Source organism: Segetibacter koreensis DSM 18137 (assembly GCF_000374045.1).
GTDB lineage: Bacteria > Bacteroidota > Bacteroidia > Chitinophagales > Chitinophagaceae > Segetibacter > Segetibacter koreensis.
The window spans coordinates 340,023-360,647 of the sequence record NZ_KB893337.1; the positions used below are offsets into that span (position 1 = coordinate 340,023).

The following is a 20,625-nucleotide window of genomic DNA, read 5'->3' on the forward strand; positions in this document are numbered from 1 at the left end:
AATTTAATTTTTAATTGATTGAAATTTCGAGAAAATCAGAAGAGTAATTTTGCTTTTATAATTGTTCTATTTCGCACCAACAGTTGTAAATTCCTTCCCCCATTTTTCTCCATTAGCTCTATCAACAAGTACTTGTCATCAGGAATAGTAAATTTTGGTACAGCAAAAACGACTACGTTTGTTGCATCGCCTTTTATTGTTGAAGTATCACCATAAACATAGAGTGGATCCACTTGGAGTTCTTGGCTTGCTGTCCGCTTAGATTTCTTTTCGTCCTTAATAAAGAAGCGAAGCATATCTACATCATAATTGATGTTTGAATAATTTGCGATTTTAACTCTAAAAAAAATTACATCAGTCTTAATATAAATTCCATCCAAAGTGAATTTGACGTCGTAATTGTAAGCTGTTACTCCATGTGTTTTTTTTCCTTTGCCGGCAATTCTTTCAGCGTCTATCTGTATTTCAGCTTCGTTATAAATCGGTTTTAATAAGTGTGGTTGCCCAACATGCATCCCATTTGTAAAAGATAAATTGATCACAGATGGGTTGCTTACGTAATCAAGGACGAAAGAGTAAAGCTTCCCGTCGGCTGTGATAACGCTTAGATTTGTCTGAGGAAAATTTTCTCTACCAGCCTTTACTAACAAAATATTTTCAACACCCTTAGCTTTTTGAGCCAACACATCCGCACTTCCTCTGTCTACACTTTTTATAGCATATTGAAAAATGAGGTTAGTAGTTTTATTTAAGGTTATCTTGAGAGGATAAGGTTCTATGATAGTAGGAAGAAATTCTCCGCCTGAACTTTGAGAAAATAAAGTATCGCTGGTGAAAAGAAAAAATACTCCAACTATCATTATTACACATATTCGTTTCATTTTGGCAGAGTATTTATGGTTGATAGTTGATGTTGTTGGAAAGAGATTGAAAAATTTGGGATGATGCTTTTTTTTCATCCCTAAGCAAAACCTGGTATCCTGCTTTAACGATAACTTTTATAAGTTTGGCTTTCCCATTCAATAGTGTTTTGGCAGCTTCCAATCCTGCAGTAGCGGCCTGCGCTTTAAAAGATGGATCTAATGTTGTAATTCCCATTTCTTGCATCGTCCGCTCCGTAGCCTTCTTAGCAAAATCATGAGTAATTGCTCCAGGTATATAAATGCCATCAATACCATCCATGTCAACTACAGATAATTCGACTGGGTAAAGAGAATTTTTATAACGAATACTAGTAATCTTAACTATTAATCGCTCTCCGTTTAAAGTTGCCATGCCAAATACAAAACTGTTCTTAGGAATAAGATTGCCGTTAATAAAAATTTCATCCAGCAACCTTAGCTTTACGATTGAGCCATCGACCAGTACTTGCTGTTGATAAACAACTGCCTTAATTGCATTTTCAACAACCAGTTTCGTATCAACGTCTTCATTCAGTGCATAAAATCTATTTGTTGTAAGCCTGGATTCATAAGCAGCTTTGTCACTTATTAACAAACTATTAAAATCATTATTAGCGTTAACATTAACTTCAAATATCTGCCCCTTATTTGCTTCCGAAGTTTGTCGTATCCTTTCGTTCACCCTTTCAGGATGTTGAATGTCTAATATCTTTTCCATCACTCCATTTAATTCCTTCATCTCCGGGTCTTCATTACCAGTATCGGGTTTGTTTACTGTCATCATTTGCTCTAGTCGATTGATTTCAGAACTACCCATAGAAGGAAGTGGTACTCTTTCTACGTTTCCATAATTACGGGATTTCTTTATAGACTTTGTTGAAACCTGGTTCATTACTTTATCTAATTGTTCAAGCTTGCTATAAACTTTTGCTTCATTTGAATCTTGATCAGTACTGGCGTAAGGGTAAGCATCGATTTTGTTACTCCTGTAAGAAAATGTCGGTTTGTATCGTATAGCTGATAAACTATCGTTTGTCAACGGTCCTCTCCTTCCTGAATTTATTTCACCTGAATAGTATGGATCATTCTTGATTAGCCCCTTAAGCTTTGCAGAATCGGATTCGGCTTTTTCATAGTAACTCAACTTATCTAAGGGCTTATCATCTTTTAAGTTGGCATCCGGCAATTGCGTGTTCAACCCTTGATTCGAACCTGCTTGTTCACGCTGACCATCATTTGTCTTTCCTCCACCTAATGTCCAAAATAACAGGGTTACAAATGGCAATACCAGTAACGGCAGTCCAAGTAAAAACTTACGTTTTCGTAACAGCTGAGGCGAGAATGTTTCTGTTTCCATAACTCTATTTTTTGGATGATTGTGATTGAACAAGATTTTCAATGAAAGCCAGGCTGTCTAATAGACCATGTCTATTCTTAATAATGCCATCATATATTTTCCTTCCGGAATCGCTTTGAGCAAGACTGTCTAGGTAAACTCTAAACTTTTTAATTTTTTCAAACTCATCTTTAGATATACCTATCGATGGGTTTATTTGTGTATACTCTTTAGCTATTATTTGTTTAGGTATTCTTATACTTGTAGTAAATAAGGATCGTATGGAATGGGTACCAGAAATGCTGACAATTATTAAGTAAGCAGAAATACTAAAAGAGACTAAACAATATCCTACAAGAATAAACCTTTTAGTATTTGAGGGCAGCTTTTCAAATTGAATATGAAGGAAGGATGAAAATCGTTCCTGTTTTTTACATATATTCAAAGGAAACATGATTAACGATTTTCTGTTTTAACATCTCTGTTATCAATTGTATTCCAACGTTCTATTAAGAAGCCATGGGAATTATTATCCGACCTGCTTACATTTCGCAAATAGCCTTCTGTCACGAGACTTCTGAAAACTATACTGGTAGTTCTTATAATTTTTTCGGTTGCATAGCAACGGAAGTAGTAAGGGTATCGATTGATATCTATTTGAATACTGTCGACATTTACCTGCTGGCTAATATTACCTGAAATAATATTAGAATAATAAGAGTTCTCTTTTAAGTTATCATAAGCTCTTTTTGCAGAACCATCAGCTAAATACAACGCTTTAGTTATGTTAGTTTGAATTACTTTTTCGTCCGGGTCGAGAGTAAAAAAATTTTGATGGAAGCTTTTAATGTGGTCCTTAGCTTCTACAATTATATTATCCTTTCTATCAGAAGCATAAGCCTCAAGCGCTTTCCCATTCGCGAGGATATACACCTTGCCCTGCATGCTGCCTACCAATCGATAACTTTTATAAAGAACAAAACCGCAAAGCATAATACTGGCAACAATTACTATTAATGTAAACATTCGAACGTACCTAAATGCAGTATCTATATTTTTCATTTGCGTAAACATGGCTAATCTTTTTTATTTGCCTGAAATTTTATCTTTGAAATAGTCGCTACCCTTTGAACCCGCAACTCCGTTTCGTAACATATTAGAAGCATCTCCGTAAACATCTTTAACCATTGTCGCAGCAGACGTTGCTGTCGTGCTGGCTGCAAGCTTATTGGAAGAGCTCATAAAATTGCTTACTTTATAAAGAAGAGTATTTCCACCACCTGCATGAACAATATAATTAGCAACTGAAGGAACGGTGAGATAGCCCGCAATTCCTATTAGCATAAAGACCAGATATGCCATGTCCGTAGAGCTAAAAAATGTATCACCTGTGTCCTGCACCTGTTGAAGATCCAGTATCAACATCTTTTCCTGAATCTTCGCTATGATTGAACCAAAAATGTTTGCGACAGGCAACCAAAGAAATGTATTAATATATCGGGCAATCCAAACGGTAATGGTGTGTTGAAAACCATCAAAGACAGCAATTCCAAATACAAGGGGGCCAAGTATTGCCAATACAATTAAATTGAAAGTTCTTATTGTATTTATACAAAGTGCAGCAGCTTCATATAACAATTGTAATACTTCGCTCATCCATTCCTTAACCGAGTTTCTAAAATTGTACGAAACTTTGGCCAAGGCAAATTTGATGTCATTGCCAATGCTTTCAAACATATCTTCTCCCCTTCCACTCTTGTCATCCGGATAGGTGTACTTATACCATTTATCTCTATCACCAAATCCAGTCTCACCTATATACATTTGCCATGCGCCAGAGGCTTTTGTCATTTCTTCCTTTTGTTTAAGAAGCACTGCTATAGATTGATCAGAATCTTTCATCATTGCTGCAGTAGCAGTAACCGTAGGATCCATTATTCCATTAATCATAGCAAGAACAGAAGGAAAGATCATTACTGCAAAACCTATTACAAAAGGCCTGAACAAGGGATACAAATCAATTGGTTCTGCATTAGCAATATCTCTCCAAACTCTTGATGCTATGTACCATGTGGCTGCAAATCCTGCTATGCCCTGTCCCACTCCAATAAGCTTGCTGCATAAAGGCAGCATATCTTTGTATAACTGGTCCAGCACAGCATGTAATCCCTTTACGTCATCCGAGAATCCTTGTGCTTCGGATAAGACAGGCAATAAGATGCCTATTACCGCCCAAAGGGCAGATTTTCTATACATTGTCATTGCTTTTTAATAATTTATGCCGTACATATTTTTTAGGCTTTTTGCATCGTTTCTTTCCCTGGCTCTTTGTATAGCGAGTATAGCAGTGTTATCGTTAAAGTCACGAAGAAACACTAGTTTATCTTGCATTTCATTATAAATGTTATCGATGGCTTTTAACCTGTCTTCATCCGACATGCGAAGTTTGTTTGCTGTAATTATGGTTATTAGGGCATCCAAATTTTTCAGGCTAAGATTAAAGAGATTTGAATAAACTTTACTTAAGTAATTTAGTTCGTTCATACTAAAATTTCCATTACGACTAAACCTGGAATAAGCGCTCTTACTTTCCTTTACTATTGAAACCTGAAAGGTTATGATCTCTCTGACTTTGCGATATTTTTTTACTGCGGGACTAACAGCTAGTAAGCCATCTAAGAAAGATTTATGTAAATAAAAGTTTCCTTGAGACAGATCTTTGATAGTATTATACCCGGTGCTTACAATAACATATCCCTTTTTTAAATTAGTTAGAATTTCCTTTAAATAAGCCAGCCTTTCTACATTCAACAATAACTGCTGTGCTTCTTGTGACTGTGCTGATAATTGTACTAAATTTCCTACATTCAGAAATAAGAATATTATTGCTTTTTTCATGACTGCTATTTTTCAATTCCATAAATGCTGCGGCTTGTTTCGATGTTATTTTTTTCTTTACTTCTTGCAACTGCTAAAACTTTTGCTTCATCACCGAAGCTTTTTGCAAATAGATATTTATCCTCAAGAGTGTTATAAATACCCTCAATTCTTTCCAGCCTTTCATCATCTTTCATGTCCAATTTACCCGCTGAAATAACTGCAATAAGCTCATCGATGTCATCTCCACAACTATTGATGAGATTAGCAAACACTTTAGAGACAAAGTCAATCTCAGATTTACTATATATGTGGTTTGTCTGAACGTACTTATAAGTCTGTTTGTAAATTTCCAATACTTGTTTATGTAATGAAATAATATCCGCTACTTTAGAATACTCTCTTATTGTCGGATTAACATTTTTTAATGAGCTAAAGAAATCATCGTGGAGATTAAAATCACCTTTTTTTATGTTACCAATTGTTGTTAGTCCATTCCTCGCTATTACGTATCCTTTTTGTACATATCGGAGGTACACTTTAAAAGCTGTAATTTGTTCCAACAAATATTTTCTCTGTGTCTTCTTTTGCTTGAACCACTCGTCAAATGTTTGGCCTATGCTTATCTCGTAACTAAATGTGATTAGAATAGCCAAGACAACTTTTTTCATGTTATCGTCCTTTTTTACCTTATTGTTCAAGCCCATACAGTTCCCTTACAACAGCTATGTCATTCTCCGTTTTCGCTCGTTGCAAACTCATAAGTACATTTTGCTGATTAAAATTGATGAGGTCGCCATAATTTGTTTCAACCTGCTGATATGCCCTGTCTATTATTTCTAATCGCTTAGCGTCAGACATCTGGGTTGAAAAAGAATTTATTACTAAAAATATCTGGTCAAGATTTTTTACACTTTCATCCAAGATGCCCGTATATACCCTTCCCATGTATTCAATTTCTTCTTTTGTAAAATGTTTATCCTGTTTGAGAAGTCCCCACGCATGTTTATATTCAGCCACGAGTTGGACTTGTTTATCAGTTATTTCCCTTACCCTATTGTAGTAGGAAATAATAGCTTTTACTTTCCATAACTCGTCGTAGTAATCTTTGTATAACTGCCTTTGTTTTTCTACCCAATCTGTAATTTCATTTAGCTTTGTTTCTGACATTGTATTTTCTGTTACCTTTTGCGCATTCTGTAGCCAGATAGTTTTATTCTGTAGTCTTTGAACCTTTAAATCAACTGCCCTAATCACTTTTTTAATTCCGGCCTTTATAATGTCTGCAATAGGCTCTTGTGCAGATGCTTTACTACCAGTTGCCATCAATGAAAGCATCATTATACTTATAACCACTCCTAGCCTCTTCATGAGAATGTCATTTACTTAATTACTTAACAAGACTGTTTAAACTTTTGATCCTTTTATAAGTTGCACCACTCAATAACAAGAGTAAACGTTCCGGAAAAAAGGAACACTTTCTCTCGCCGCCACCCACTTCCTCGAGTTGCTTTGTCGAATTATCATAACAAGCTATCCACTTGTCAACTTTCTGTTTATGAAGCAAAGTATTATCAAAACAATTGCCCTTCCATGTTACCTGGATGATCTTATATATATCCCCCAGATCACTGATTTTTTTTATCATAACCTTCTCAATAATCCTGCAATTACCTTCATTCCAATTTCTTCGATATATACCAGGCATACACATTAGCATTGCTTTCTCTTGGAGCGCGTTCTTATATGACAGAAATAATGACAGTTTCAGTCTGCGCAGATTGTCTTTCCATTTCATGGCTGTAAATTTTGATGATGATTGAATTATGAAATTTCTTATATCACTCGTGTATTTACTTTAGCAGCGAGTGCTGCAATACCTTTTTGTATGCTTCCATATTTGTGTGAGTATTGTAGCACTTTAACTTTCTCGGTTTCTTCTGTTGTGTATGCTAAATATTCTTCCAGGCTAACTTCCGTCCTATACACTTTTGATAACATTCCACCTAAGCTGATGAACACTTCTTTATATTTTTTTGATGGGTCGTTTGCTCTATTAACCGATAATATCAGCGCCTTTTCCTTTTCAGTTAAACCTAGTAATTCCTGTATTTGCCCAAACTTGTTTTGATACTTACTTTGGTCGAGCAAAATTTTACAATCGCTGTTGTTGATAATTGCTTCCTTTACTACTTTAGACGATATAATGTCCTCAACTTCTTGCGTAACGACTATGGCTTCCCCAAAAAACTTTCGAACTGTTTTGAACAAATACTTGATGTATTCTGCCATCCCTTCCTTTGCAATCGCTTTCCATGCTTCCTCAATAAGTATCATCTTACGAACGCCCTTTAACTTGCGCATTTTCGAGACAAATACTTCCATAACTATGATAGTTACTACAGGAAATAGTATTGGATGATCTTTTATATTGTCGAGTTCAAACACAATAAACCTTTCTTGTAGCAACTCAAGATTTGTAGTTGCATTTAATAAGTAATCAAATTCCCCTCCTTGGTAAAAAGGTCGCAGGACATACAGGAAGTTATCTACATCGAAGTCTTTTTCTTTCACCCGATCCTCAGCCAGTATCAGAACAAAGTCGTGGTTCAGGAAATTATAAAAGCTATTAAAACATGGGAAAATATGTTTATTCTTGGCAAGCTTCTCATAATAAAGTTGCAATGCATTAGATAACGCCACATATTCTGACCGGTTGAAGCTTTCGTCGTCCTTTTTCCATAATGCAAGTAATAGTGTTTTCAGGCTTTCTTTCTTTTCCGTATCTAGACTATCTCCTTCTCCAATGTAGAAGGGGTTGAACTTTATAGGATTTGTTTCATCATAAGTAAAATAATATCCGTTAACCATGTCACACAAACCCTTATAACTATGTCCAACGTCTACCAGCAAAATATGCGTTCCTTGTTCATAATAGCTCCTAACCATATGATTGGTAAAGAAAGATTTTCCGCTACCACTAGGACCTAAAATAAACTTGTTTCTATTGGTGCATATTCCTTTTCTCAATGGTTCGTCACTTATATCAACATGCAGAGGCTTACCTGTCAACCTGTCTCCTAGACGTATGCCCGTCGGGCTAAGGGAAGATCTATAATTCGTTTCGAGGTTAAAAAAACATGTAGCTTGTTCAGCGAACGTATCGAATGTGTCATTCATGGGAAAATCAGCTTCATTGCCTGGTATACCAGCCCAAAAGATTTGAGGTGCACCGATTGTCTCTTGTTTAACAGATGCATCCATCTGTGCGAGAGCAGAAGTCACTTTATTCTTTATTTCCTTTACCTCATCTTTATTGTCTGTCCATACAAATAAATTGAAGTGAGCTTTAACAGGCAACCTTTGTTGGCTGACCGCCTCATTTAAAAAATCATTAGTAGCATCTCGAGCCAGCGTATTTTCACGGGAATAAGCAGAAAGAGATTGAAGTTTTAATCGTTTACTTTCAAATTTGCGAATGGCCTGTCGGTAGTTTTCTATAAAAATGTACTGATTATAAATGTGATTACATGGCAAGAGCTGTCCCAGGGCACATGCAAAACCAACACTAAATTTTGTTTGATCTGTTGAATACTTATCGTAATTTATTCTTGATCCACATAATGCCGGCAAATCGTCAGCGCTTGCCAAGGTGTAAAACTGCGCATACTGGTCGCCTATTTTAATACCATTCTTAAAATCAATATCCTTTGTATGCAACCGAATATCGTTGTCAGAAAGAAAACAGTACTTCTCAATAACACCTACTCTTTTCGCTTGACTAATCAAATGTTCATCTGTCAGTCTTCTCAATGTAACAAATCCGCTGTCTTCCATGATACGTTTAAACTGTCCTGCGACTGTTACAAAATCTTCCAGCATTTGAGCATTTAGAACTTGTGGTGGTACAATTGAAGGACGAAGCAAATTTGAAAAAAGGGATGTAGAGAGTTTTCTTCCGACTGGTTTTTTCGTTAAAAAAATATAACAAGTATGATTTAGAAAAGGTCTCTCATTAAAGAAACGATCACTGCTACCAGAAAGAAAGCTGGTATTGCACTTTAGAAAATCGGGGGCATATTTCTTATCAATAAACCAGTCCTGCTTATGAAAAACTGATAGTTTAGGTAAAACTTTAATGGCTTTAACCCATGCCTGGTGAAATGCTTCATACTCCTGATTCGATAAAGTAAAAATCTCAGGCAGTTCAACTTCAAATACAATAGTTATATCTCCTTGTTTTGATAGGATACAATCGTGTTCTACACCCATTATCGGCAGAAGTTCATCTAGATATCTTTCCATTGTGTAAGCTTAATTTCATAAAGGTTTTTCTTGAATTTGACCTGATAGCGTTAGGAATTGACTTATGTGCGAGTTTTTTCATCATCCCGTGTTCTCCATATTTGTTACTGGCTGCGTATACTTTAAGTATAAGAATGATCCCCAAAATCAAAATAGTTCCAACGCAAATGAAGGGATTAATACCAATTATATAAAGGATAGCAAATAGTATTAATAGCCCCACCAGGCCTGTCGCCAGGTACCATATGTACTGTGCCTTTAGTCCTTTAAATTCAATTGGCCTGTTGATGCCCTTGTTTATTTGGTATACACTATTGCTCATTTTCCTTTTTTAAAATCAACAGTACAATTTTCAATACGACTTGTTGCAACATTCTTCAAACCTTCGAACTACTATACTCCGAAGAAGACCTTAATTACTGTCGCTACGACGACTAGAAAAATGCATCCTCCGAACCATGCGGAGACGGATTTGTTTGTGTTTTCGTCGCCAGAAACCCACCTCTGAGTCGAGTAGGCAAAAGCATTTCAGCTTAAGCCTCTCACAGCACCGTACGTGAGCGTCTCCGCTCATACGGCTCTTCTTATTCAGTCATTACTGGTCGTCTTCTATTCTTCGGACTTGCAGTAGGCTTAACTCCCCATTTCCAATGTGCGAACAAATTAGGATTGGCTAATGCCATATCTCCCAGCCTGTACACTGCTTTGGTCTTGTGTTTCCTAAACCCTTTGAACTTATCACGAACCCAACGAGACAATTTCATGTTTACCGGGAATAATACTTCCTTCAAATCCCTCACGTTATGCTTGCCATAGTAGTTGATCCACCCTTGAATGATGGGGTTAATCTCTTTAGCAATTTCTTCGAGTGTAAGCTGTACCCAATAATGACGGTTCCACTTCCTCACTGTTTCCCAAATCTCTTTCTTAGCTGCATTGCTGATTGCTGGAGAGAAATTTATAAAGACTTCCTTGTTTTGATCAACTGCCCGCCTCGGCCTAAAAGTGTAACCAAGAAAATCAAACTGGATACAATCATACTCGATGTCGCGATGGTTCTTTTTACAATAAACAATCTTTGTCTTGGTCTCGTTGAGTTCCAACTTGCACTCCACTAATCGCTGCTGAATTTGGCGTTTAATAAATTCCGCCTGTTTCAGACTTACACAGTGACAGATGATATCATCCGCATATCTTTCAAATGAGATGTTCGTATGATTACGTTTCATCCATTCATCGAATGCATAGTGAAGGAAAAGGTTTGACAATATCGGTCCTATTACAGAACCTTGAGGAACACCTTTGTTTCTCTCCACTTGTGTACCATCTGCCATCTGGCAGGGAGCTTTTAACCACCGTTGGATGTACATCATAGCCCATTTGCATCTAACATGCTTTTGTAAAGCTTTGATGAGAAGATCATGATCTATCGTATCGAAGAATTGACGAATGTCCAAATCAACTACCCAATGAAATACATAGCTGCGTTCTTTCGCTTTTGCTATTGCATCATGTGCAGATTTGTTCTTCCGGTACGCATACGAATCTTCATGAAAGTGTGGTTCAATAAACCCTTCAATGGTTAGAACTACAACCATCTGTGCCACACGATCTCCAACAGTTGGTATACCCAGAGGTCTTGTACCACCATTTGCTTTTGGTATCTCTACCAATTTCACGGCTGGAGGCACATAGCATCCTGAACTCATTCGGTTCCAGATTTTGTACAAATTGCTTTTGAGATTTTTCTCAAATTCAGTAATTGATACATCATCAATTCCCGCTGCGCCTTTGTTTGCTTTCACTCTTTGGTACGCTTCCATAACAAGTTGTTTGGAAATCTCAAATGACTTTGCTTGTTGCATTAAATCCTCCTAATTTCTTAGTTGTTCAATTCAATTCGCTGAATAAGCTGACCCCTTCGCTCCACCTCAATTACAGAGGCTTCGTCACTACTACAGGTCAGTCCGCCCCTGTGCTTAGCATTGGTACTCTCATCCTTGCAGGTTCTCTGCTTGAATTTCTCCCTTGGCATCTAAGCGACAGGTTCCCAAGTTCCTCGTAAAAGCCTCTATGCAACTCGTGCCATCTCAATACCGGATGCCACTTGAACAATAAACAGGTTTCCTTCAAGCTTGTCCCAAACTAAGTCTAGGAGTTCGGTTTTGACATCATCTAACAATATTTCGATACCTCATCGATGGTTCCCTTGCGGTCACCTTTTGCATAGTCACCTGCCGGTTTAATACCGACTTTTCACGTATCGCTCACGACCAGGGCTCTTAACCAAAGCCGCATACGTTGGTTTGAAAGCTGTTCCTGCAAACCGCTTTCAGCGGGCCTACCGCCATCTCTTACGAAGCATTCAATTGCTGTTATTCAAGCAGCAATCAATTCTTGGCACACTAGACCTTTACCGCTCCGACCAAACCAAGAATAGCACCAACCGCATACATAAGACTAGTCCCGCCGCGTAATAACTTCTTACCATCGTATTAGCTTGATTAATACCTGCAGCAGCATCTTGCGCATATACTTGTAAGTTTACTACAACCAAAATTGTTGTGACAACTACTGGCAATAGTGTTTTATAAAGGAGTGTATCCTTTAATTTACCTTTACCCATATACTTATTTTTAAGGTTTTTGTTGCAATTTTCAGATCCCTATCTAATGACAATTGAAATGAGAATTCGAAGACTCGCAGTCATTTTGAGCATATTTTTTTCATATCCTTCTCGCTTAATATGAAGGGACATTTTTCTTTGCACTGCACAAGTATAAAGTCATTTACGAATACCTGGAAAGAGGCAATGCCTATCACAGGATACAGGGATAACGTGGCATGCAGAATAGATACTAACCTTTCCTTTTTATAAAAACGCCTTGGTGCTGTCTCAAATACACCGGTTATGTCAGTAATAAGATCATGAACAATAGTGAAAGGATCTGATACACTATATGCTGCCGGAGAAGATTTTCCAACCATCTCATCTTGATTCTTGCCCTTTTGATCTATGCTCTCTTTCTTAGTGTTTTCCTGAATGATGTTATCTTCCGTTTCACTTTCAGTAATTATACCTCCTCCGATTGCATCTTCCGGATTTGTATTTTCTAAAAAAATATTCTCGGATTGTGTTGACGTATCGAAGGTGTAATCCTCATCCGTACTTGTCTCGTCAACTTCCGCTTCCCCGACACGGGAAGCCTTGTTATCGTCAGAATTAATTTCATGCTCGTTAGTGGCGTCAAAGTCGCCATCATCCACAAACTTTTGATCACGTTTTAGAAATAGGTAGATCTCCTGTCTGTAATAAAATAAGAAAAGAGCTACATAGTAAATTATCAGTATGATAAAAACCGTTTGTATATACATCTTCCAGGAAATTGTTGAGAACATATCATTTGTTTTATCTGTTGTTATCTCTTATTGCAAATAAACTATCAGAAAATGCACAAAAACAGTCCTAACGGTCATATGACCACCTGTAACTAATTGGAAATCAAATAGAAAAATTTTTAAAAAACTTAATACAATTAGGGACTAGTCGATAGTGTAAGTAAGTAAAGCTGAAGGATGAAGCTCTAAAGCAGAAGCGAGATCAAGAATTGTAGTGAAAGTAATATTGATTTTACCCTGCTCAATTTTTAAGATATTGCTATAGTCTATGTTACAGGCAGAAGAAAGCTCCCGAAGAGTTAATCCTTTATCTTCACGGAGCTTTCGCAGATGAGTCCCTAATTTTTTTAAAGCTATTTTATCACTTTCTTTGATCATTTCTACTTTGCTATTGCCAAAGAGAAAATTCAAAGATTTAGTTGTAATTATTGTTGGTTAATAACACCACAATGAAAAGTTTTGTACTTTTACCCTTCCATCTATCTGCAAAATTTATTTTCTAAGTTTCAATTCTTTCGCATGGAGAATCATTTATTACTAAAGAAACCTATAAACGAACTTCCTCTCACAGAAGAATTTAAAAGAACGGCAGAGATCAACGGATTCGAGAATTTGGAGGAAATTCTTTCCTTCTCTGCAGTTTCATGGTTGCAGAGGGAAGGGGTTACTTATCATTTATATAAGGAGCTCGCAGATTATTTACAAGAGAATAATCTTTTACATCTGTTACAGCATCAGTACTGAAATTATTCTTACATTTTGGTTGTGAGGGTCACTAGTTCAAGTAGAATACCTCTTACCCCTTTTATTGCCGAAGCTTCCGCTTTATAATACTTTCCATAAAGGCTACCGTAAGAGATATCTTCAGCTCTATAAGTTCTGAAATTAGAGGCAAAAATTTTTATGACCTCCATTTGGTTATTGTTAGTAATAACCTTTCCTAAAGTTAACACCCGAACAAGAACAGCTAGTTGGGCCACTGATAGAGCTACATTAATTTTTGTCTCTGCAACTTGCTCGACATTCTTTTCGGGACTGTATTCTTGAGGTTTGATCTGCCTCTCCATAAAAAAAATTTCTTCTTCAATCCAATGTAAGACCTGATCTTTCATGGGTATAAGATCAGAAAATAGTACATAGCTGAACTGATCCAACATTTGCCTGAATTGTTTTCGATGGTACTTCAATACATCAAGCTTAGCCTCGAGCGTTTCTAATATGTTGTATTCTTCCTGTAGCTGGTCTATCAGGTATTTGAAAAACCTTATATGATTAAAGTTTAGATAGAGTAAAAGTTGTTTTACAGATTTATGAATACTTGTATTCGTCGCTACATCATTTAGCTGCCTAAACAACTCTTTTTTATAGACCAAATCCCGGTAAGTGAAAGATTTTTTGTTTAATCCTTGTTCGAAGAACTGGTAGTGGGAACCGACGATCTCGATTAATTGCAGGTCTTCAGACCTTCCTTCAAACCGAACTTTCAATTCACTTAACTGTTGTTCAAATTCTTTAGTTAAATATGAATATTCATTGTCAGGAATTTTTGCATCAAGGTTAAAATGTGGAGAAAAATAAGTTTTTATGTAGCTAAGGAGATCGCCCACTGAATTAATGAGGGAGCTATATAGATGAATAAGTTCTCGGTTCTCGGTCTGTTGCTGATACGCAAAGAGGTCGTCAAGTAATTTTATTATGAGGGATTGATAGTTTTGAATTAAAGATGCGTATTCGCTCTTCCTACGAGGATTGAACAGGTAAACTATTAAATACTTTTTAATGAATTCGATTTCAGAAGAAGCGGAATCTAAAAGCATTTTAAGTCCCGGTTCAGATAAATCAAGACTTACTGCATTTTCGGGATGAACTGTAACGCCAACAATCTCTATTATTTTTGCTATTCCCTGTTCCACATGTGTTTGAATTTATCTCCACTTTGTACCTTAGGAAAGAGAGAACTAGTATTGGTAGATGCGTCATCTTCATTGTAAAATTATTGCTTGTATTATTCATTTCAAATTGATAAAAGTCATCAAATCAAATCTTACTTTTTATACGGCTAAGGGTTTCTTCGCTGATGCCTAAATAGGATGCTAAATACTTGGAAGGCACTCTCTGTATGAGTTCAGGATATTTCTCTCGCAAAAATGCATATCGTTCTGGCGCACTATGTTTGCGGAGGGAATAGAGACGTTCCTCGGCCAGTACATAATACTTTTCCGTCAAAACCCGGGCTACAAAATTCAACTCTAAAAAATTCCAATACATCTTTTGGAGTTCATCGTACCCCAAGCACAAAAGGCTGCAATCCTCTAAGGCCTGAATACTTTCATAGGAGGGTTTTTGTGGAAAAAAGCTGGGAACTGAGATAATTAGATCTCCCTCTTTCATAAACCACGAACATACTTCTTGAGAGTTAGTAGTATAAAAACATCGCAACAAGCCTTTCTCAATGTAATAAATGCTTTTGCATAGTTCGCCTTCCGTGAGCAAAAAACCTTTTCGCTCCAGGTCTTGCGTTTTTAGTGATTGTAACAAATTTTGTTGAAGGCCTAAAGATAACTCATGTATGGAGCTTAGTAGGTTGAAAAACTCTTTCATAGCTGTTGTTTTAGATAAAAATTAGATTGGATAGTTGCAGTCGTCGAATGGCTAATAAAAATAATACTTGTTTTTGCAAAATAAAATTGACAAATGTCAATAAATTTCATTGCGGTCACTTTTGTGATCCGTGAACATCTTGTCGCCTCACCTACTTACTTGTAATTACTACTATTTCATAACCGGCTGCTGCCATCAGCAGGTGTTTAAGAGAATGCCCGCTAACAATATTGTCGAGCAGACCGTAAACTTCTTTGTCAAAGGTTTCACAAAACTTAGCGAAACCAAAGAACAGAAAAATAAGAGTTATTTCCTTCCCGAATTTAATTCGCGGCTTGTATAATATCAGAATTAGAGGCATTGCTATTATGGGAAAAAACTGAACCATGCCATACCACCTCAAATCACCCTTACCCAACTTTTCACTAACGATCCAATAGATAACACTAATAACGCCAATCATATTAAATATCCAAAACGCATTGTATCCAATTGTTTCGTTTATGGAACTATAAATTATAAAAGCGAAAAAAGACATCAGAATAATAGTAATCGGTATCCTATCATAAACCAAAGTAGCATTTTTTGGCAACCAGTGGTAGTATCCGCTTCCTAGTGTTACAAGGATAAAGCCAATAAAAAGGGTATAAAAAATATGCCTTAGTTCCTTTACCTTGATGTCCTTTGCGCCTTTTAATCCAAAGAATCCAACTAAAGCGAAAGGAAGGTTTGTTACTACATTTAGGAAATTAGGAACGTTCCACAACTTTCTCTGATCTGCAAAATCATGATAATTCTGGTCCTGAGGCACCGGCCCTAAGATTATGAGGGCGACGACGCACAAAGAACCAAGTAGTAGTATTATATATTGTTTTCTAAACACCAATTTTTCAAGAGTTACTGATGTCCGAATTTCTTACTTCCAGATATTCAAACCATTAGAACTTTTTTTTCCGACAGTTTTATAAATTTTGATAATAGCTGCAACTATTGTTGTCAATGCAATTAGGAGAAACAGAATTAAGGTGATTTGGGGTACTAACTGGTAAAATGTTCCATAATTATAATGCTCATAGTCAGTATAAAAAAATGTAAATATTGAAGCGAGCATAAGTAAAACTCCCAGTAAATTTAATATGGGTTCAGATACGGAAACGGCAGTTTTTTTACTATGAAAAGTTATCAGAATAAGAACTATACCCGCTAAAGCTGTGATAGCATAAATACTAAAATGAGGTAATGCTAGTAGCAGGTAAGTAATATAAAAGTTCCCGACATGTTCACCGCTAATAATTATAATGAAAAAACTAATTATAATGGTATAAGGGTTAGTTAGGACATTTATTATTTTCATAAGATTTTAAGTTAATTGCAAGGACCGGTGGCATCACCAACGAAAGCTTTGCCACCAGGTATAGTTATATTATCGCTTTCAATTCCTTGTTGTTGCATACTCTTTAACTGGTTATATAATCCCTGAGGAGTATTTGTTCCACTTATAGCAGTTCCTCCCGGTATATCATATCGAGGTATTTCCAAGGCATTTGAAATCCTGGTAGCATTAAAAACATCTAATGCAAAATCAGTACAGTTAAATTCGTCTACATCATACTTTACAAATCTTGAGAGTTCGACCATTTTATCTAATGTTTTTTGCAATTGTGCCGCTGACAGATTCATCTTAAGGCTAGCGTTGTATTCATGTTCACTGTTATCGACAAATTTTCCTGCCACGGGCGCTGTTGTCAATAACGATTTCCAACCTTCGACCGGATAGAAGCCGATATTTTGCATCACCGAGAGACTGCCATTTGTTTTTTTAATCTGCAAAAAAGTATGACCGGGGGATTGAGTTCGCCAATTAAATAATTTATTGGAATTATCGTCCACGGGTATATCAGCAAAGATTTCAATAGAACAAGTTGATCCTTGATCAGGAATGGACGAGAAGCATTTAACATACTTGGTAACGTCAATTGCAGCTAAACTTTCAATAAATTCAAAGTCTACTAACATTTCGTCTTCTTCGTCTGCTCCTCTATCTGTTCTGGAGCCATAACTTTCCTCATCATATCTTCTGCCCTCAACAGGACTATAACCAACAGATCGTCCGCCCGAATTAAATCCAAAAAAACCGGATGAATTTGCATAAGGCATACCGCCATAATACCAGTCCACTATGATATCAGGATATTCTTGCTTTGCCTGGGGAACCACTAAAGCCCTTTGAGCTAAAGGCTGTTCATTAAGTGCATTTATATAACCGTCTTTAATGTCGGAAATCAGCTTGACTACTCTATTTAAATAACTTATTTGAATTTTTCCATTATATAAATATTTTGATCCACTGCTGGTTTCTGTTTGGTGTAGTTGAACTCTTAAGGCATTCAAAATTTTACCAGAAATGTCGGTATATAAAAGGAGAAAATCATCTGAAAATTTGCTTCCTTTAAAAGAAACCTTGAAGAAGAGAGTGCGAGTATCTTTTTTAGTTTTTACAGACCTCGTAAAATCAAGATTAGCATAATCACTGGCAGTTAAACTATCTTTTAAAGTTGCTTGTATGTTCTCTATATATCCTCGTTTAGAATTAGCAGGCGGAATATTCTTTTGGCATGAAAGAAAAAAAGCTGCTACAAATGATATAAGTAGAACACTTTTCAATTGTCTAACATTTCCTTAAAATTAAAACCGTTTTTCGTAAATTTCAAATTGATAAAAGTCAAGAAAATAAAGCATTCTACATAGTATTGGTAATGTTGGCTGGTTTAATACCATGCTTCGGTTACCAATAGGAGAAATGCACACAATGTGATTACCGCATACTATTTGCTGCCACAGCTACTGTTACTATTTTAAATAATTGAAAATTTTCGTTTTTTAAGTCGAATATATTCAATAACTTTAAGGTATAATAATATCGTCATGTCTATAGCCGTTTCAGCTAACAATAAATCTTTTATAAAAAATCGTTTTAAAGGTCTCGATTTAAGAAGCCTTCATGCAATAGTGTTCTCCGCCCGAAAAGGTCTAAAGACTAAAATTTTTTATGATTTTGCAGAAGCTATTAAGATGCCGGAAAAATCACTTGCAAACATTATAAATCTATCAGCCAGAACGATAAGCAATTATAAGGAGCAGCAAAAAGCTTTAGAACCTGTACATGCCGAACATCTTCTGAAACTTATAAGCCTTTATGAAAAAGGCGAAGAAATTTTTGGCAACATTGATGAGTTTAATTATTGGATGAAAAAGCCTTTCTGGAATTCACAGGAAACTCCTATCGATTGGGTTATCACTCCCGGAGGTGTTGATCTACTAATGGAAGAATTGGATAAGCTGGCACAGGGCTATCCTGTATAAAAAACCCTCATGGATGGTAGTATTCAGGATCACCCACAAAAATTATAGTAATCAGTTATTTGCTTCGGGCCTTAAAGGAAGATGGAACGGTGCCGGAAACAAGGTAATTTACTGCGCGGAGTCAATTCCTTTGGCCTTTTTAGAAAACATGATAAGAAGACAAGGCGTTGGCTTTAATCATGACTTTAAAATAATGGTGATTGAAATACCGGATGACCTGCCAGTAACGTCAATCTCGGTAAATGATCTAAAAGAGGGTTGGCGAGATTTTAAAGATTACTCTCTCTGTCAGCCGCTGGGAGATAAATGGTATGCGGAATGTAAAACATCGCTGCTTAAAGTACCATCGGCAGTCCTTCCTGAATGTTACAATTATGTAATCAATACTGAACATACTGATTTTAAAAAAATAAAATTAGTAGAAACTACAGACCTAATTCCTGACAAACGGATTGAAGATATTTTAAAGAGATACAGGGATAGGCAGTAAAAATATGTGCTTGCCATTCTAGACAGCAAATGAATCGTTCCTAAAAATAACACTTATAATCGCCATTTATTCCAAACTCAATTCGGGCAGCTTTTCCCATTCAAAATGTTCATCCTTTCCTTTCCCATCAGCTCTCATTTTTGATGACCGGATAGTATCAACCGTATGATAAGTCAATCCTTCAGAAGGCATTTCAAAATCAAGAATAGCTTTATAATCTTCAGGGGCTAAATCTCCTTCCACCCATTTTTTTGACAACTCCAACGGAAGAAATAAAGGCATACGCCATTTATTTTCACCACCATTATGAATCATCTTCATTACTTCATTTGCGGCTCTTGTAATTATTGTGAAACTCCAACGTTTAATAGCCTCACCCGTTTCCCTATCGGGTAGCTCTGCCACCGAATATAATCCCGGTATAAAAAACATGGGCTGTTCTTTTAATCCTACTAAATATGGCACTTTCTTTTTCCACCCCTTCACTTCCCTATGTTCGTAAATTCCGGTCACCGGCATTAAGCATCTCCGGTTCCTTATTTTATACCAATAGCTTCCCGTGTCCTCAAGTATTCTTTCACTACGCGCATTTAACATCGTAGGCCTGTTCTTTTTAAAGAGGCTCTCATCTTTTACGTAATAGGGAATACAGCCCCACTCCATTAGTCTGCAGTGCAACTTACCATCCTCACGGTTTTGATATATTATCGGGTGCTCACCATAGGCGTGACCAATGACATGAACAGACGCATCGAAATTTATAGTTATCTGATCATCAAAAATTAAATCAGGAAAATAATCCTCTAATTGGCTTATTTCCACTTTAAACGAAATATCATAACACATAGGTCAACTTTTTTCAATTTCGTCAAATCTAACACGTAAAGTTTGAGTTGACCGCTTCAAGATAATATAAAGTTCTCCAAAAGTTACCTGGAAAGATGGCCTAATAGTTTCGTCAGCTCCAATCCTCCAACCTGTATTCTTAATTATATATCTTCTCATATTCTCACTATACCGGTTATTCAGGCGCATTTCCATTTCCTTTACATCTTTTACAATGCTCCAGTACACAACATAGCGAGAAGATGGTTCTAACATCTCTCTAATTTTTTTTCTGTGTTTTTCTTTCGTCAAATCTATAATAGCCGCATACTTATCATGCGCCACTGCGTTTAAATGAATTTTAGCTAAACCCGGGTCATCATAATCAGTGACAAGTATATCCGTTTTGTATATTTCGTCGCAATGATCAAAAGCCCTTATGTAAGTTTGACTCACCAGAAAATATTTTTTTAGTTCGATCAATCTGTTTACGTAGTTATGCTTAAACTTTTCAAAAGGCTGAAACA

The 20,625-nt window shown here is 36.4% G+C and carries 26 protein-coding genes and 1 pseudogene; 4 read left to right on the forward strand and 23 right to left on the reverse strand.

From position 1 onward, the window contains the following. Nucleotides 1-35 precede the first annotated feature (35 nt). From traN to ltrA, 13 genes and pseudogenes are all read right to left on the reverse strand, one after another. A complete protein-coding gene (traN, locus tag B154_RS0117985) occupies nucleotides 36-881 on the reverse strand; it encodes a conjugative transposon protein TraN (protein ID WP_026260283.1) in 846 nt (281 codons plus the stop codon). Nucleotides 882-894: 13 nt separating this feature from the next. Further along, on the reverse strand, nucleotides 895-2,259 hold the full coding sequence (traM, locus tag B154_RS0117990) for a conjugative transposon protein TraM (protein WP_018615688.1): 1,365 nt from the start codon (nucleotides 2,257-2,259) through the stop codon (nucleotides 895-897). A 4-nt stretch (nucleotides 2,260-2,263) separates the two neighbouring features. Then, complete coding sequence (locus B154_RS0117995; protein WP_018615689.1) at nucleotides 2,264-2,692, reverse strand: hypothetical protein; 429 nt, start codon at nucleotides 2,690-2,692, stop codon at nucleotides 2,264-2,266. A 2-nt stretch (nucleotides 2,693-2,694) separates the two neighbouring features. Then, nucleotides 2,695-3,312: a conjugative transposon protein TraK gene (gene traK, locus B154_RS0118000; RefSeq protein ID WP_018615691.1), complete on the reverse strand. Its 618-nt coding sequence runs from the start codon at nucleotides 3,310-3,312 to the stop codon at nucleotides 2,695-2,697. Nucleotides 3,313-3,324: 12 nt separating this feature from the next. Continuing rightward, on the reverse strand, nucleotides 3,325-4,494 hold the full coding sequence (gene traJ / locus B154_RS0118005; protein WP_018615692.1) for a conjugative transposon protein TraJ: 1,170 nt from the start codon (nucleotides 4,492-4,494) through the stop codon (nucleotides 3,325-3,327). Between the two features lie 12 nt (nucleotides 4,495-4,506). After that, nucleotides 4,507-5,136 (reverse strand): hypothetical protein, encoded by a 630-nt coding sequence (locus B154_RS0118010; protein WP_018615693.1) that lies wholly within the window; start codon nucleotides 5,134-5,136, stop codon nucleotides 4,507-4,509. 5 nt (nucleotides 5,137-5,141) lie between these two features. Continuing rightward, the gene (locus tag B154_RS0118015) at nucleotides 5,142-5,786 is read right to left on the reverse strand and encodes a hypothetical protein (protein WP_157580855.1); all 645 of its coding nucleotides are present in this window, start codon (nucleotides 5,784-5,786) and stop codon (nucleotides 5,142-5,144) included. A 19-nt stretch (nucleotides 5,787-5,805) separates the two neighbouring features. Beyond that, entirely contained in the window at nucleotides 5,806-6,486 is a 681-nt protein-coding gene (locus B154_RS0118020) for a hypothetical protein (protein ID WP_018615695.1), read from the reverse strand. A gap of 19 nt (nucleotides 6,487-6,505) precedes the next feature. Then, complete coding sequence (locus B154_RS0118025; RefSeq protein ID WP_018615696.1) at nucleotides 6,506-6,913, reverse strand: hypothetical protein; 408 nt, start codon at nucleotides 6,911-6,913, stop codon at nucleotides 6,506-6,508. 38 nt (nucleotides 6,914-6,951) lie between these two features. Further along, nucleotides 6,952-9,420: a TraG family conjugative transposon ATPase gene (locus B154_RS0118030; RefSeq protein WP_018615697.1), complete on the reverse strand. Its 2,469-nt coding sequence runs from the start codon at nucleotides 9,418-9,420 to the stop codon at nucleotides 6,952-6,954. Further along, nucleotides 9,401-9,742, reverse strand: a complete 342-nt coding sequence (locus B154_RS0118035; RefSeq protein ID WP_018615698.1) for a DUF4133 domain-containing protein — start codon at nucleotides 9,740-9,742, stop codon at nucleotides 9,401-9,403. Before B154_RS0118035 ends, B154_RS0118030 begins: the two co-directional genes overlap by 20 nt. A gap of 71 nt (nucleotides 9,743-9,813) precedes the next feature. Then, nucleotides 9,814-9,915 (reverse strand): annotated as a pseudogene (locus B154_RS33940) (DUF4134 family protein); the annotation flags it as partial. Nucleotides 9,916-10,004: 89 nt separating this feature from the next. After that, entirely contained in the window at nucleotides 10,005-11,243 is a 1,239-nt protein-coding gene (ltrA, locus tag B154_RS0118040; protein WP_245542619.1) for a group II intron reverse transcriptase/maturase, read from the reverse strand. 23 nt (nucleotides 11,244-11,266) lie between these two features. Here ltrA and B154_RS33130 point away from each other — a divergent pair, with 23 nt between their 5' ends. Next, a complete protein-coding gene (locus B154_RS33130; RefSeq protein WP_211217515.1) occupies nucleotides 11,267-11,485 on the forward strand; it encodes a hypothetical protein in 219 nt (72 codons plus the stop codon). A gap of 340 nt (nucleotides 11,486-11,825) precedes the next feature. On the opposite strand, the gene B154_RS33945 is transcribed toward B154_RS33130, so the two are convergent. From B154_RS33945 to B154_RS0118055, 3 genes are all read right to left on the reverse strand, one after another. Further along, a complete protein-coding gene (locus tag B154_RS33945) occupies nucleotides 11,826-11,876 on the reverse strand; it encodes a hypothetical protein (protein WP_071595309.1) in 51 nt (16 codons plus the stop codon). A gap of 250 nt (nucleotides 11,877-12,126) precedes the next feature. After that, a complete protein-coding gene (locus B154_RS0118050; protein ID WP_157580859.1) occupies nucleotides 12,127-12,819 on the reverse strand; it encodes a hypothetical protein in 693 nt (230 codons plus the stop codon). 144 nt (nucleotides 12,820-12,963) lie between these two features. Next, on the reverse strand, nucleotides 12,964-13,197 hold the full coding sequence (locus B154_RS0118055) for a helix-turn-helix domain-containing protein (protein ID WP_018615705.1): 234 nt from the start codon (nucleotides 13,195-13,197) through the stop codon (nucleotides 12,964-12,966). Between the two features lie 141 nt (nucleotides 13,198-13,338). Between B154_RS0118055 and B154_RS0118060 the strand changes: the two genes are divergently transcribed. Beyond that, nucleotides 13,339-13,563: a hypothetical protein gene (locus B154_RS0118060; RefSeq protein ID WP_018615706.1), complete on the forward strand. Its 225-nt coding sequence runs from the start codon at nucleotides 13,339-13,341 to the stop codon at nucleotides 13,561-13,563. 8 nt (nucleotides 13,564-13,571) lie between these two features. Here B154_RS0118060 and B154_RS0118065 read toward each other — a convergent pair whose 3' ends face one another. From B154_RS0118065 to B154_RS0118085, 5 genes are all read right to left on the reverse strand, one after another. Beyond that, a complete protein-coding gene (locus tag B154_RS0118065; RefSeq protein ID WP_018615707.1) occupies nucleotides 13,572-14,732 on the reverse strand; it encodes a hypothetical protein in 1,161 nt (386 codons plus the stop codon). A gap of 124 nt (nucleotides 14,733-14,856) precedes the next feature. Next, a complete protein-coding gene (locus tag B154_RS0118070) occupies nucleotides 14,857-15,420 on the reverse strand; it encodes a Crp/Fnr family transcriptional regulator (protein ID WP_018615709.1) in 564 nt (187 codons plus the stop codon). A gap of 151 nt (nucleotides 15,421-15,571) precedes the next feature. Continuing rightward, nucleotides 15,572-16,303 carry a ceramidase domain-containing protein gene (locus tag B154_RS28970; protein ID WP_018615711.1) on the reverse strand — a complete coding sequence of 244 codons (732 nt, stop codon included), beginning with the start codon at nucleotides 16,301-16,303 and terminating at the stop codon, nucleotides 15,572-15,574. A gap of 33 nt (nucleotides 16,304-16,336) precedes the next feature. Continuing rightward, nucleotides 16,337-16,774: a hypothetical protein gene (locus B154_RS0118080; RefSeq protein ID WP_018615712.1), complete on the reverse strand. Its 438-nt coding sequence runs from the start codon at nucleotides 16,772-16,774 to the stop codon at nucleotides 16,337-16,339. Nucleotides 16,775-16,785: 11 nt separating this feature from the next. Continuing rightward, a complete protein-coding gene (locus B154_RS0118085) occupies nucleotides 16,786-18,084 on the reverse strand; it encodes a hypothetical protein (RefSeq protein WP_018615713.1) in 1,299 nt (432 codons plus the stop codon). A gap of 261 nt (nucleotides 18,085-18,345) precedes the next feature. Here B154_RS0118085 and B154_RS0118090 point away from each other — a divergent pair, with 261 nt between their 5' ends. Together B154_RS0118090 and B154_RS0118095 are read left to right on the forward strand one after the other, a co-directional pair. Further along, the gene (locus tag B154_RS0118090; protein ID WP_018615715.1) at nucleotides 18,346-18,783 is read left to right on the forward strand and encodes an antitoxin Xre-like helix-turn-helix domain-containing protein; all 438 of its coding nucleotides are present in this window, start codon (nucleotides 18,346-18,348) and stop codon (nucleotides 18,781-18,783) included. Nucleotides 18,784-18,796: 13 nt separating this feature from the next. After that, nucleotides 18,797-19,273 (forward strand): RES family NAD+ phosphorylase, encoded by a 477-nt coding sequence (locus B154_RS0118095; RefSeq protein ID WP_018615717.1) that lies wholly within the window; start codon nucleotides 18,797-18,799, stop codon nucleotides 19,271-19,273. Between the two features lie 66 nt (nucleotides 19,274-19,339). Here B154_RS0118095 and B154_RS0118100 read toward each other — a convergent pair whose 3' ends face one another. After that, entirely contained in the window at nucleotides 19,340-20,119 is a 780-nt protein-coding gene (locus tag B154_RS0118100; RefSeq protein ID WP_018615719.1) for an SOS response-associated peptidase, read from the reverse strand. Between the two features lie 3 nt (nucleotides 20,120-20,122). Then, complete coding sequence (locus B154_RS0118105) at nucleotides 20,123-20,554, reverse strand: hypothetical protein (RefSeq protein WP_157580861.1); 432 nt, start codon at nucleotides 20,552-20,554, stop codon at nucleotides 20,123-20,125. Between the last annotated feature and the right edge of the window lie 71 nt (nucleotides 20,555-20,625).

Coding starts and splice junctions, on each gene's coding strand:
- traN (WP_026260283.1), bottom strand. CDS start 881: ATGAAACGAATATGTGTAATAATGATAGTTGGAGTATTTTTTCTTTTC.
- traM (WP_018615688.1), bottom strand. CDS start 2,259: ATGGAAACAGAAACATTCTCGCCTCAGCTGTTACGAAAACGTAAGTTT.
- B154_RS0117995 (WP_018615689.1), bottom strand. CDS start 2,692: ATGTTTCCTTTGAATATATGTAAAAAACAGGAACGATTTTCATCCTTC.
- traK (WP_018615691.1), bottom strand. CDS start 3,312: ATGTTTACGCAAATGAAAAATATAGATACTGCATTTAGGTACGTTCGA.
- traJ (WP_018615692.1), bottom strand. CDS start 4,494: ATGTATAGAAAATCTGCCCTTTGGGCGGTAATAGGCATCTTATTGCCT.
- B154_RS0118010 (WP_018615693.1), bottom strand. CDS start 5,136: ATGAAAAAAGCAATAATATTCTTATTTCTGAATGTAGGAAATTTAGTA.
- B154_RS0118015 (WP_157580855.1), bottom strand. CDS start 5,786: ATGAAAAAAGTTGTCTTGGCTATTCTAATCACATTTAGTTACGAGATA.
- B154_RS0118020 (WP_018615695.1), bottom strand. CDS start 6,486: ATGAAGAGGCTAGGAGTGGTTATAAGTATAATGATGCTTTCATTGATG.
- B154_RS0118025 (WP_018615696.1), bottom strand. CDS start 6,913: ATGAAATGGAAAGACAATCTGCGCAGACTGAAACTGTCATTATTTCTG.
- B154_RS0118030 (WP_018615697.1), bottom strand. CDS start 9,420: ATGGAAAGATATCTAGATGAACTTCTGCCGATAATGGGTGTAGAACAC.
- B154_RS0118035 (WP_018615698.1), bottom strand. CDS start 9,742: ATGAGCAATAGTGTATACCAAATAAACAAGGGCATCAACAGGCCAATT.
- ltrA (WP_245542619.1), bottom strand. CDS start 11,243: ATGGAAGCGTACCAAAGAGTGAAAGCAAACAAAGGCGCAGCGGGAATT.
- B154_RS33130 (WP_211217515.1), top strand. CDS start 11,267: ATGACTTTGCTTGTTGCATTAAATCCTCCTAATTTCTTAGTTGTTCAA.
- B154_RS0118050 (WP_157580859.1), bottom strand. CDS start 12,819: ATGTTCTCAACAATTTCCTGGAAGATGTATATACAAACGGTTTTTATC.
- B154_RS0118055 (WP_018615705.1), bottom strand. CDS start 13,197: ATGATCAAAGAAAGTGATAAAATAGCTTTAAAAAAATTAGGGACTCAT.
- B154_RS0118060 (WP_018615706.1), top strand. CDS start 13,339: ATGGAGAATCATTTATTACTAAAGAAACCTATAAACGAACTTCCTCTC.
- B154_RS0118070 (WP_018615709.1), bottom strand. CDS start 15,420: ATGAAAGAGTTTTTCAACCTACTAAGCTCCATACATGAGTTATCTTTA.
- B154_RS0118080 (WP_018615712.1), bottom strand. CDS start 16,774: ATGAAAATAATAAATGTCCTAACTAACCCTTATACCATTATAATTAGT.
- B154_RS0118090 (WP_018615715.1), top strand. CDS start 18,346: ATGTCTATAGCCGTTTCAGCTAACAATAAATCTTTTATAAAAAATCGT.
- B154_RS0118095 (WP_018615717.1), top strand. CDS start 18,797: ATGGTAGTATTCAGGATCACCCACAAAAATTATAGTAATCAGTTATTT.
- B154_RS0118100 (WP_018615719.1), bottom strand. CDS start 20,119: ATGTGTTATGATATTTCGTTTAAAGTGGAAATAAGCCAATTAGAGGAT.